The organism is Streptomyces sp. CA-181903, from assembly GCF_050937075.1.
GTDB lineage: Bacteria > Actinomycetota > Actinomycetes > Streptomycetales > Streptomycetaceae > Streptomyces.
Genome location: NZ_JBNJLY010000001.1, coordinates 3,577,504 through 3,590,002, shown reverse-complemented (window position 1 = coordinate 3,590,002; position 12,499 = coordinate 3,577,504). Strand labels below are relative to the sequence as shown.

At 65.9% G+C, this 12,499-nt stretch carries 5 protein-coding genes and 2 rRNA genes; 5 read left to right on the top strand and 2 right to left on the bottom strand.

Features of this window, described 5'->3' with window-relative positions; translation table 11 throughout:
* Positions 1–263: 263 nt before the first annotated feature.
* On the bottom strand, positions 264–1,019 hold the full coding sequence (locus tag ACQEVS_RS16000; protein ID WP_433020971.1) for a TetR/AcrR family transcriptional regulator: 756 nt from the start codon (positions 1,017–1,019) through the stop codon (positions 264–266).
* 380 nt (positions 1,020–1,399) lie between these two features.
* On the opposite strand from ACQEVS_RS16000, the gene ACQEVS_RS15995 reads away from it, so the two are divergent.
* Complete coding sequence (locus ACQEVS_RS15995; protein WP_433020968.1) at positions 1,400–2,743, top strand: NAD(P)/FAD-dependent oxidoreductase; 1,344 nt, start codon at positions 1,400–1,402, stop codon at positions 2,741–2,743.
* Between the two features lie 275 nt (positions 2,744–3,018).
* A complete protein-coding gene (locus tag ACQEVS_RS15990; protein WP_433020965.1) occupies positions 3,019–4,761 on the top strand; it encodes an ATP-binding SpoIIE family protein phosphatase in 1,743 nt (580 codons plus the stop codon).
* A gap of 149 nt (positions 4,762–4,910) precedes the next feature.
* Here ACQEVS_RS15990 and ACQEVS_RS15985 read toward each other — a convergent pair whose 3' ends face one another.
* A complete protein-coding gene (locus ACQEVS_RS15985; RefSeq protein ID WP_433027587.1) occupies positions 4,911–6,212 on the bottom strand; it encodes an MFS transporter in 1,302 nt (433 codons plus the stop codon).
* A gap of 151 nt (positions 6,213–6,363) precedes the next feature.
* Between ACQEVS_RS15985 and ACQEVS_RS15980 the strand changes: the two genes are divergently transcribed.
* The 3 genes from ACQEVS_RS15980 to ACQEVS_RS15970 all read left to right on the top strand — a co-directional run bounded on the left by ACQEVS_RS15980 (position 6,364) and on the right by ACQEVS_RS15970 (position 12,447).
* Positions 6,364–6,912 (top strand): MarR family winged helix-turn-helix transcriptional regulator, encoded by a 549-nt coding sequence (locus tag ACQEVS_RS15980; protein WP_433020962.1) that lies wholly within the window; start codon positions 6,364–6,366, stop codon positions 6,910–6,912.
* A gap of 609 nt (positions 6,913–7,521) precedes the next feature.
* Positions 7,522–9,047, top strand: a 16S ribosomal RNA gene (locus ACQEVS_RS15975).
* 275 nt (positions 9,048–9,322) lie between these two features.
* Positions 9,323–12,447 (top strand): 23S ribosomal RNA (locus tag ACQEVS_RS15970).
* The 16S and 23S rRNA genes sit together here, the layout of an rRNA operon.
* The last annotated feature ends 52 nt before the right edge of the window (positions 12,448–12,499 follow it).

Genomic DNA, 12,499 nt, shown 5'->3' with positions numbered 1-12,499 from the left:
CCGGCCCGCCCGGCTGGAACAACCGGAACGAGCCGGAACGAGCCGGTACGAGTCGAACCGGCCGGAGCGAACCGAAGCGCCGGCAGGACCCGGATCCGGGCGAAGCACGCCCCCACCGGTCCCGCCGATCCGCCGACGAACGGCAACCACCAGAAGGCCCGGTCGAACGGCCGCCACGGGAAGGCCGGCATCGGACGACCGCCCTCAACCGGCCAACGTGCGCCCCAACATCAAGCCGTCAAGCCGTCAGGCCATCAGACCGGTCAAGCCGCCGGCCGCGACCGAAGCCCCTCCAGCAGGATGTCGAGCAGCCGCGAGGACGCCGCCGCCTGCTGCGCCGCGTCCGGCAGCGAAGGCGCCGCCGTGGCGATGACCAGCAGCACGTCCGCGACGGTCACGTCCGGCCGCAGCTCACCCGCCGACCGCGCCCGGTCCACCAGACGTCCGACGACCTCCAGCAGCGCCGCCGCGCCCGAGCCGTCCCGCTGCCCCTCGGGCACCGGCACCGGCCGCTGCTCGACGAGGCGCAGCTCGTGGAGCTGACCTCCGGCCGCCCCCGGCTGCCGCTGCTGCGGCACCCGGGCCTGCGGCGGTGCCGCCGCCTCCGGGGCGGACTCGCCCTCGACGCCGACCCGCAGCACCTGCGGCGGCAGCAGCCGCCCGGCGCCCGAGGCCACCGAGGTGCGCAGGAACCGGGAGAGCGCCGACCATGGCTCCTCCTCCTGGCCCAGCGCCGTCCGAGCCTGCTCGGTCAGCCGTGCCGTCTCTTCCTCGGCTATCCGCCTGACCAGGACGTCCTTGCTCGGGAACCGCCGGTAGACCGTTCCCACGCCGACCCGGGCCCGGCGCGCCACGTCCTCCATCGGCGCTCCGTACCCCAGCTCGCCGAAGACCTCGCGAGCCGCCCGCAGCACATGTTCCAGATTGCGCTGCGCGTCCACGCGCAACGGCGTACTACGGCCGCCGTTCCCTTCGGAGGGCGCGACAGCGGTAGACCAATGAGAGCCCTGAATGTGCATACGTTCCCCCGGTTATGACGTCTCCCCCCGGAGACTCCCCGCCCTGACTGCCGGAGCAGACCGCTGCCTGAACCCCGACGAAGTACGAACATAGTTGAGCCCAGGTCAAGAAAGAAGAGGGTAGTTCCGCACATCCTGCCCCCAATAGGAGTACGCGCGGGTCCGCGGTTGATTCCGCACCACCTCACCACCCCGGCGGATCCGCGCTGACCTGCATACCTTGTCCCAGGCGGGGCAAGCGGAGGCTCCGCCTTCCGGCTACGTCTCCGGTCATACGTTTCGCCCGGCCCTGTGGACAAACACCGGTACCCGGTGCGTCATGGAAGGGAGCCGTGTGACCGCGAGGATGTGAAGGGACAGCCTTGGCCAAAGAACCGGCGGTGAAGGAAGCGACGCGCATTCTGGTCGTCGGGGGCGGCTACGTGGGCATGTACGCCGCACTGCACCTCCAGCGCAAGCTGCGGAAGGGCGAGGCCGAGGTCCTGGTCGTCAGCCCCGACCCCTACATGACCTACCAGCCCTTCCTCCCCGAGGCCGCGGCCGGCTCCATCTCGCCCCGGCACGTCGTCGTCCCGCTGCGCAGCGTCCTCAAGGGCTGCCGGCTCCTCGTCGGCGAGGTGTCCGCGCTCGACCACGCGGCGCGGACCGCCACCGTCCGGACGGCCGCCACCGAGGAGGCCGGCGCGGGTGCCCTCACCGTCCACTACGACGAGCTGATCATCGCCCCGGGCTCCGTCTCCCGCACCCTGCCGATCCCCGGCCTCGCCGAGCACGGCATCGGCTTCAAGACCGTCGAGGAGGCCATCGGCCTGCGGAACCACGTCCTGGAGCAACTGGACATCGCCTCCTCCACCCGCGATCCGGAGGTCCGCGACGCCGCCCTCACCTTCGTCTTCGTCGGCGGCGGCTATGCCGGCGTGGAGGCGTTGGCCGAGCTGGAGGACATGGCCCGCTACGCCTCCCGGTACTACCACAACATCGAGCAGGAGGACCTGCGCTTCGTCCTCGTCGAGGCCACCGGCCGCATCCTCCCCGAGGTCGGCGAGGAGATGGGCCGTTACGCCGTCCGTGTGCTGCGCGGCCGGAACATCGACGTCCGCCTCGACACCCGCCTCGACTCCTGCGAGGACCGCGTCGTGGTGCTCAGCGACGGCTCCCGCCACCCCGCCCGCACCCTCGTGTGGACCGCGGGCGTCAAACCGCACCCCCTCCTCGCTGCCACCGGCCTGCCGCTGAACGCCCGCGGCCGGCTGAAGTGCCGCCCCGACCTGCGGATCGAGGGGGTCGACCACGCCTGGTCCGCCGGCGACGCCGCCGCCGTCCCCGACCTGACGGCGCATGAACCGGGCGTCGAATGCGCCCCCAACGCGCAACACGCCGTCCGCCAGGCGAGGACCCTCGCCGGCAACGTCCTCTGCTCCCTCCGCGGCCACTCCCTCACCGACTACCGGCACAAGTACGTCGGCTCGGTCGCCTCACTCGGCCTGCACAAGGGCGTCGCCCACGTCTACGGACAGAAGTTCAAGGGCTACCCCGCCTGGTTCCTGCACCGCGCCTACCACCTCAGCCGCATCCCCACCTTCAACCGCAAGGCCCGCGTCCTCGCCGAATGGACCCTCGCCGGCCTCTTCAAGCGGGAGATCGTCTCGCTCGGCTCGCTGGAGAACCCCCGGGCCGAATTCGAACTCGCCGCGGGCACCGGCCGCCATCCGGAGGCCGGGTGACGCACACGCCACGCCGGTACCGGAGCGGGGAACTCCCGCCGACGGCTCCGACGTCTCACGGATGTCAGTCCGGTCGGCCACACTGGACGTGTGACCATGGGTGGGTTCGCACTTCCGAAGAGTAACGATCGCGAGGATTCGAAGGATTCAGACGTTTGTCGCATTCCCTCGGGGGCCGGCCCCCGCACCGACCACCGCGCCCCCGCGCCGGGCGCGCGGCTCGGCCGCCACGCGTCGCCGAGCTGATCCGGACCGACTCCGCGAGGTAATCCTCAGTGAACTTCACCCGCTGGAGCGCCCGGCTCCCCGGCACACAGCGCCGGGCCGCGACGCGCGCCGACCGCAACGCCCCGGCCGCCCCCGCCGCGGCGACACCTGCCACGGGATCCGTCCCCGCCGCCCGCGCCGGCTCCGGCCCGCTCCCCGCGCCCGACGGCCCCGTCGCCACCCTCGACGGACTGTCCGTCCACGACGTCCTCGGTCAGGTCCCGGCCCTCGTCGCCGTCGTCTACGGCCCCGACCACCGCATCGCCTACGTCAACGACGCCTACGCCGCCCTCTTCGGACCCCGCACCCCCGGCGCCCCCGCCCGCGAGGCCCTCACCGAACTGGAAGAGCTCGGCCTCCTCGCCCTCATGGACCAGGTACTGCGCAGCGGCAAACCCCGCACCGTCAAATCCCGCCGCGTCACCACCCCCGACACCCCCGGCAGCCCCGCGGACCCGGACGGCACCACCACCCGCCCCCGGCACGGCTACTACACCTTCACCTGCACCCCGCTGCGCGTCGGCGTCCCCGGCGACGGCCCGCCGCAGCCCGGCGTCCTGATCTTCGCCGCCGACGTCACCGACCAGGTCGAGGCCGCCGAACGGCTGCGCACCAGCGAACGCCGCCAGCGCGAGGCCGCCGTCACCCTCCAGCGCAGCCTGCTCCCCCAGGAGCTCGAACAGCCCGACGACCTCCGCGTCGCCGCCACCTACCAGCCGGGCGGCCAGGACACCGCCGTCGGCGGGGACTGGTACGACGTCATCACCCTCGGGGCCGGCCGCACCGCCCTGGTCATCGGCGACGTCATGGGCCGTGGAGTGCGCGCCGCGGCCGTCATGGGCCAGCTCCGCACCGCCGTCCGCGCCTACGCCCGCCTCGACCTGCCGCCCCACGAGGTCCTCCAGCTCCTCGACGGCCTGGCCGCCGAGATCGACGCCACCCAGATCGCGACCTGCGTCTACGCCGTCCACGACCCCAACGAGGGCCGCCTGGTCTACGCCTCCGCCGGCCACCTGCCCATCCTCGTCCGCGACCCCGAGGGCACCGTCCACCGCGCCGCCGAGCCCACCGGCCCGCCCCTCGGCACCGGCGGCTGGGTGCACACCTCGGGCAGCGTCCCGCTCGGCCCCGGCTGCAGCGCCGTCCTCTACACCGACGGCCTGGTCGAACGCCGCGACGAGGACATCGACGACGGCGTCGCCGCCCTCGAACGCGCCTTCGCCGGCGCCACGGGCACCCCCCAGGTCATGTGCGACCGCCTCATCCGCTCCCTCGGCATCACCGACGAGCACGACGACGACGTCGCCGTCCTCGTCCTCCAGCACCCCGCCCGCACCGGCCACGACGCCGAGCTGTTCCACAACGCGGCGCTCGAACTGCTCGGCGGCGTCGAGGCCGCGCCCCGCGCCCGCGCCTTCGCCTCCGGCGTCCTCGCCAGCTGGCGCTTCCCACCGGACCTGCGCGACCTGGGCGTCCTCGCCGCCAGCGAGCTCGTCGCCAACTCCCTCCAGCACGGCACGCCCCCGATGAAGCTGCGCCTGCGCCGCACCGACCGCCGTCTGATCATCGAGGTCACCGACGGCGACGACCACCTCCCGCGCCGCCGCCGCGCCGAACCGGCCGACGAGGCCGGCCGCGGCATCTCGATCATCGCCACCATCGCCTCGTCCTGGGGTTCGCGCCGCACCCCCGGCGGCGGCAAGGCGGTCTGGTGCGAATTCGCCCTGCCGACGAAACACGCCCACGTATGACCGCGCCGACCACCACCGGGACGACGCACGAAAGCCGGCCCTCGTGACGACGCACGTGAGCCGGCCCCGATGAACGACAACGGCGGAGCGGTGCCGCCGGAGCACACCGCTCCACCGCACCACTCCGCCGTCACACTCCCCGTCGGCCGTCAGGCGCCGACCGTGGCCCGCTCCTCCTGCGGAACGACGCGCGCGGCCACCGTGCGCTGCTCCTGGGCCCGCAGCGGGTTCTCCTGCGCGGGCGTGAGCCGGCGGCCCAGGCGCAGGGCCAGCACGGAGATGCCCAGCGAGCAGGCGACCAGCAGCACGATGTAGGGCGCGTAGAGCCCCGAACCGGCCATCAGCCCGCCGGCGGCCGGCCCCGCGGCCAGCGCCAGCTGCTTCACGAGGGCGAACGCCGAGTTGTACTGCCCCACGAGCCCCGGCGCGGCCAGATCCGCGACCAGCGGGGCCATGGTCGGCGCCAGCATCGACTCGCCGATGCCGAAGAGGGCGTACGTCGAGATCAGCAGCGTGGTCGCGACCGCGTGCGCCCCCGGTACGAGGCCGGAGACCCCGGCCGCCACCCAGGCCACCGTCCATATGAGGCCGACCAGGGCGATGACCCGGCTCCGCCGCCGCCGCTCGACCAGCCGCAGCACCACGAACTGCGTCAGCACGATCGCCAACGTGTTCGCCGCGAGGGCCATGCCGAGCGTCGCGGGCGAGATCCGCGTGACCTCCACGGCGAACGCGGACAGGCCCGACTCGAACTGCCCGTAGCAGGCGAAGAACATCACGAAGCCCAGCACACACAGCTGCACCATCGCCCGGTCGGCGAGCAGCGCCCGCCACCCGTTCCGCGCGGAGCCGTCCGTCGGGACGGCGTCCTCGACCCGCGGCGCCTTCGGCAGCCGCACGGTCGCGACGGTGGCGCCCAGCACCAGGAACATCACGGCCTCGATCGCGAACAGCCGGACGAAGCTCGACGGGTCGGACGTGTCCACGAGCTGGCCGCCCAGCAGGCCGCCGACCCCCAGACCGAGGTTGTTGAGGAAGAACTGCGTGGCGAACGCCCGCGACCGGGTGGTCGTCGTGGAACACCAGACGATCATCGTGGCCAGCGACGGCTGGACGACCGCGATACCGGCACCGAGCGCGGCGGCGGCCACGACCACCAGGAACTCGCTGTCCGCCAGGCCGAGGCCCATGGAGCCGACGGCGGCCGACACCGTACCCGCGACGGCGACGGGCAGGGGGCCCCGCCTGTCGATCACCCGCCCGACGAAGGGCAGCACGAACAACGCGGCCACGGCGAACGTCGCGAGCACGACACCGGCCGTACTCGCTCCGAGGTTCCGCACCTGTGACACATAGATGAACAGGAACGGGACCGTGAAGCCGTTGCCGAACGCACTCAGCGCGTTGCCCAGCTGGATCCGGCGCAGTGCCGCGCCCATCGCGGTGGTCACACTCACCTTCCTTTTCCTTGATCACGAAAACGGTCCGGACCGCGCCGCGTACGGCAACAGTCCAGACCTGAAGACTTCAGAGCTAAACTTCGAAGCTAAAGAGTACACATCAAAGGTCTTTAACGGCAAGGGGTCTGTCATACTGCGGCCCATGGCCGACACCCCCGGCTCCGCCGAGCCGAGCCTCGAAGAGCAGATCGCCGCTTACCAGCGCGAGTTCCAGGACCTCGATCCCCAGGTGGAGAAGGTCGTCTCGGCCCTCAGCCGGCTCAACCGGCGCATGAACGTCGCCTACGGGCGGCAGACCGCCGAGCTGGGGATCAGCAACGCGGAGTGGGAGGTCCTCAAGGCCCTGGTCCTCGCCGGCCACCCCTACCGACTGGGCCCGGGCGACCTGGCGAAGCGGCTGGGCCTGACCCCGGCTGCCATGACCCACCGCATCGACCGGATGGTCGCGGAGGGTCTCGTCACCCGGGAGCGCGACGGCAGCAACCGGGTCCGCGTCATCGTCGGCATCACGGAGGACGGCCGGGAGAAGTGGCTGGAGGCGATGCGACTCGCCTCCGTCTTCGAGGAGGAACTCCTCCAGGACCTCTCCTACGAGGACCGCGGCAAGCTCGGCGAACTCCTGATCCGTCTCCTCCGCCGCGTCGAAACGGCCCAGCCGGACGCCGGCGGACGCCTCAGGGACCTCGACTGACCCCATCAGTGGCGCACGGCGGCACGAGGGTTGACACGGGGTCGGCGGATCCGTAATGTACTCCGAGCTGCCGCGAAGCCGTAGGGCTTTTCGGGGCGGCACTTCACGCCAGCTCGGCGGGATCCACTACTGCACGGCCCTTGAACGGGATTGATTTCGGCATGCCGGAATTCGGTTCTGTTTGAGCCCCAGGCGCCGATTAGGTGCCGCCGGGGAAATCCGGTAAAGTAGTGATCACGCCGGAAGGCGCGGCAGTAACAAATAGCCGCTCCGCTGGCGGGAACCCCGCTCCAACAGGGGGCCGGAAACGGAATCCAAACCGGAAACGGAACGGAAAACGGATCTGGTAAGGTTGGAAACACCGAAGGGAAGCGCCCGGAGGAAAGCCTGAGAGAGTCTCTCGGGTGAGTACAAAGGAAGCGTCCGTTCCTTGAGAACTCAACAGCGTGCCAAAAGTCAACGCCAGACTATAAAACAACCCCGTCCACGGATCCTTGTGGTCCTGGATGAGGTTCCTTTGAAAAACACAGCGAGGACGCTGTGAACGACCGGGCCTATTCCGCCTGGTCGTTCCGCTCAACGCGAGTGTCACCCGATTACGGGTAAACATTCACGGAGAGTTTGATCCTGGCTCAGGACGAACGCTGGCGGCGTGCTTAACACATGCAAGTCGAACGATGAACCTCCTTCGGGAGGGGATTAGTGGCGAACGGGTGAGTAACACGTGGGCAATCTGCCCTGCACTCTGGGACAAGCCCTGGAAACGGGGTCTAATACCGGATACGACTACTGAGCGCATGCTCGGTGGTGGAAAGCTCCGGCGGTGCAGGATGAGCCCGCGGCCTATCAGCTTGTTGGTGGGGTGATGGCCTACCAAGGCGACGACGGGTAGCCGGCCTGAGAGGGCGACCGGCCACACTGGGACTGAGACACGGCCCAGACTCCTACGGGAGGCAGCAGTGGGGAATATTGCACAATGGGCGAAAGCCTGATGCAGCGACGCCGCGTGAGGGATGACGGCCTTCGGGTTGTAAACCTCTTTCAGCAGGGAAGAAGCGAAAGTGACGGTACCTGCAGAAGAAGCGCCGGCTAACTACGTGCCAGCAGCCGCGGTAATACGTAGGGCGCAAGCGTTGTCCGGAATTATTGGGCGTAAAGAGCTCGTAGGCGGCTTGTCGCGTCGGATGTGAAAGCCCGGGGCTTAACCCCGGGTCTGCATTCGATACGGGCAGGCTAGAGTTCGGTAGGGGAGATCGGAATTCCTGGTGTAGCGGTGAAATGCGCAGATATCAGGAGGAACACCGGTGGCGAAGGCGGATCTCTGGGCCGATACTGACGCTGAGGAGCGAAAGCGTGGGGAGCGAACAGGATTAGATACCCTGGTAGTCCACGCCGTAAACGTTGGGAACTAGGTGTGGGCGACATTCCACGTCGTCCGTGCCGCAGCTAACGCATTAAGTTCCCCGCCTGGGGAGTACGGCCGCAAGGCTAAAACTCAAAGGAATTGACGGGGGCCCGCACAAGCAGCGGAGCATGTGGCTTAATTCGACGCAACGCGAAGAACCTTACCAAGGCTTGACATACACCGGAAAGCGCTAGAGATAGTGCCCCCCTTGTGGTCGGTGTACAGGTGGTGCATGGCTGTCGTCAGCTCGTGTCGTGAGATGTTGGGTTAAGTCCCGCAACGAGCGCAACCCTTGTTCTGTGTTGCCAGCATGCCTTTCGGGGTGATGGGGACTCACAGGAGACTGCCGGGGTCAACTCGGAGGAAGGTGGGGACGACGTCAAGTCATCATGCCCCTTATGTCTTGGGCTGCACACGTGCTACAATGGCCGGTACAATGAGCTGCGATACCGTGAGGTGGAGCGAATCTCAAAAAGCCGGTCTCAGTTCGGATTGGGGTCTGCAACTCGACCCCATGAAGTTGGAGTTGCTAGTAATCGCAGATCAGCATTGCTGCGGTGAATACGTTCCCGGGCCTTGTACACACCGCCCGTCACGTCACGAAAGTCGGTAACACCCGAAGCCGGTGGCCCAACCCTTGTGGAGGGAGCCGTCGAAGGTGGGACTGGCGATTGGGACGAAGTCGTAACAAGGTAGCCGTACCGGAAGGTGCGGCTGGATCACCTCCTTTCTAAGGAGCACATAGCCGACTGCAGACAAACGTTCTGCACGGTTGCTCATGGGTGGAACGTTGACTATTCGGCACAGTTGCAAGGGACTTGTTAGTACTGCTTCGGCGTGGAACACAGGATCTGATGTGACTGGGTCGGGCACGCTGTTGGGTGTCTGAGGGTACGGGCTACGGTCTGTATCTTCGGTCCGGCCCCGGTGAAGCGCCAGCTTGTCTGGTGTGTGACGGGTGGCTGGTCGTTGTTTGAGAACTGCACAGTGGACGCGAGCATCTGTGGCCAAGTTTTTAAGGGCGCACGGTGGATGCCTTGGCACCAGGAACCGATGAAGGACGTGGGAGGCCGCGATAGGCCCCGGGGAGCTGTCAACCGAGCTGTGATCCGGGGGTGTCCGAATGGGGAAACCCGGCAGTCGTCATGGGCTGTCACCCGCTGCTGAACACATAGGCAGTGTGGAGGGAACGCGGGGAAGTGAAACATCTCAGTACCCGCAGGAAGAGAAAACAACCGTGATTCCGGGAGTAGTGGCGAGCGAAACCGGATGAGGCCAAACCTTCGACGTGTGATACCCGGCAGGGGTTGCGTCGTGGGGGTTGTGGGATCTCTCTTTCATAGTCTGCCGGCTGTGAGACGAGTCAGAAACCGTAGTGATAGGCGAAGGACATGCGAAAGGTCCGGCGTAGAGGGTAAGACCCCCGTAGCTGAAATCATTGCGGCTCGTTTGAGAGACACCCAAGTAGCACGGGGCCCGAGAAATCCCGTGTGAATCTGGCGGGACCACCCGCTAAGCCTAAATATTCCCTGGTGACCGATAGCGGATAGTACCGTGAGGGAATGGTGAAAAGTACCGCGGGAGCGGAGTGAAATAGTACCTGAAACCGTGTGCCTACAAGCCGTGGGAGCGTCGCACAAGGAGCTTGCTTCTTGTGTCGTGACTGCGTGCCTTTTGAAGAATGAGCCTGCGAGTTTGCGGTGTGTTGCGAGGTTAACCCGTGTGGGGAAGCCGTAGCGAAAGCGAGTCCGAATAGGGCGACCAGAGTAGCGCGCCCAAGACCCGAAGCGGAGTGATCTAGCCATGGGCAGGTTGAAGCGGAGGTAAGACTTCGTGGAGGACCGAACCCACCAGGGTTGAAAACCTGGGGGATGACCTGTGGTTAGGGGTGAAAGGCCAATCAAACTCCGTGATAGCTGGTTCTCCCCGAAATGCATTTAGGTGCAGCGTCGTGTGTTTCTTGCCGGAGGTAGAGCACTGGATAGGCGATGGGCCCTACCGGGTTACTGACCTTAGCCAAACTCCGAATGCCGGTAAGTGAGAGCGCGGCAGTGAGACTGTGGGGGATAAGCTCCATGGTCGAGAGGGAAACAGCCCAGAGCATCGACTAAGGCCCCTAAGCGTACGCTAAGTGGGAAAGGATGTGGAGTCGCAGAGACAACCAGGAGGTTGGCTTAGAAGCAGCCACCCTTGAAAGAGTGCGTAATAGCTCACTGGTCAAGTGATTCCGCGCCGACAATGTAGCGGGGCTCAAGCGTACCGCCGAAGTCGTGTCATTGCAGTACATACCCCCAACGGGGACTGTGATGGGTAGGGGAGCGTCGTGTGCCGGGTGAAGCAGCCGCGGAAGCGAGTTGTGGACGGTTCACGAGTGAGAATGCAGGCATGAGTAGCGATACACACGTGGGAAACGTGTGCGCCGATTGACTAAGGGTTCCTGGGTCAAGCTGATCTGCCCAGGGTAAGTCGGGACCTAAGGCGAGGCCGACAGGCGTAGTCGATGGACAACCGGTTGATATTCCGGTACCCGCTTTGAAACGCCCAATATCGAATCAGGCGATGCTAAGTCCGTGAAGCCGTTCCGGATCCTTCGGGTGATGGAAAGTGGTGGAGCCGACGACCCAGACTTGTAGTAGGTAAGCGATGGGGTGACGCAGGAAGGTAGTCCAGCCCGGGCGGTGGTTGTCCCGGGGTAAGGGTGTAGGCCGTGTGGTAGGCAAATCCGTCACACGTTAAGGCTGAGACCTGATGCCGAGCCGATTGTGGTGAAGTGGATGATCCTATGCTGTCGAGAAAAGCCTCTAGCGAGTTTCATGGCGGCCCGTACCCTAAACCGACTCAGGTGGTCAGGTAGAGAATACCGAGGCGTTCGGGTGAACTATGGTTAAGGAACTCGGCAAAATGCCCCCGTAACTTCGGGAGAAGGGGGGCCATGTCCGGTGATGGGATTTACTCCTTGAGCTGGGTGTGGCCGCAGAGACCAGCGAGAAGCGACTGTTTACTAAAAACACAGGTCCGTGCGAAGCCGTAAGGCGATGTATACGGACTGACGCCTGCCCGGTGCTGGAACGTTAAGGGGACCGGTTAGCTCCATTTCGGTGGGGCGAAGCTGAGAACTTAAGCGCCAGTAAACGGCGGTGGTAACTATAACCATCCTAAGGTAGCGAAATTCCTTGTCGGGTAAGTTCCGACCTGCACGAATGGCGTAACGACTTCTCGACTGTCTCAACCATAGGCCCGGTGAAATTGCACTACGAGTAAAGATGCTCGTTTCGCGCAGCAGGACGGAAAGACCCCGGGACCTTTACTATAGCTTGATATTGGTGTTCGGTTCGGCTTGTGTAGGATAGGTGGGAGACTGTGAAGCATGCACGCCAGTGTGTGTGGAGTCGTCGTTGAAATACCACTCTGGTCGTGCTGGATGTCTAACCTGGGTCCGTGATCCGGATCAGGGACAGTGTCTGGTGGGTAGTTTAACTGGGGCGGTTGCCTCCTAAAGGGTAACGGAGGCGCCCAAAGGTTCCCTCAGCCTGGTTGGCAATCAGGTGTTGAGTGTAAGTGCACAAGGGAGCTTGACTGTGAGACCGACGGGTCGAGCAGGGACGAAAGTCGGGACTAGTGATCCGGCGGTGGCTTGTGGAAGCGCCGTCGCTCAACGGATAAAAGGTACCCCGGGGATAACAGGCTGATCTTCCCCAAGAGTCCATATCGACGGGATGGTTTGGCACCTCGATGTCGGCTCGTCGCATCCTGGGGCTGGAGTCGGTCCCAAGGGTTGGGCTGTTCGCCCATTAAAGCGGTACGCGAGCTGGGTTTAGAACGTCGTGAGACAGTTCGGTCCCTATCCGCTGTGCGCGTAGGAGTCTTGAGAAGGGCTGTCCCTAGTACGAGAGGACCGGGACGGACGAACCTCTGGTGTGCCAGTTGTTCTGCCAAGGGCATGGCTGGTTGGCTACGTTCGGGAGGGATAACCGCTGAAAGCATCTAAGCGGGAAGCCTGCTTCGAGATGAGGACTCCCACCCACTTGATGGGGTAAGGCTCCCAGTAGACGACTGGGTTGATAGGCCAGGTGTGGAAGACCGGTAACGGTTGGAGCTGACTGGTACTAATAGGCCGAGGGCTTGTCCTCAGTTGCTCGCGTCCACTGTGTTGGTTCTGAAACCACGAACAACCAAAGTGCC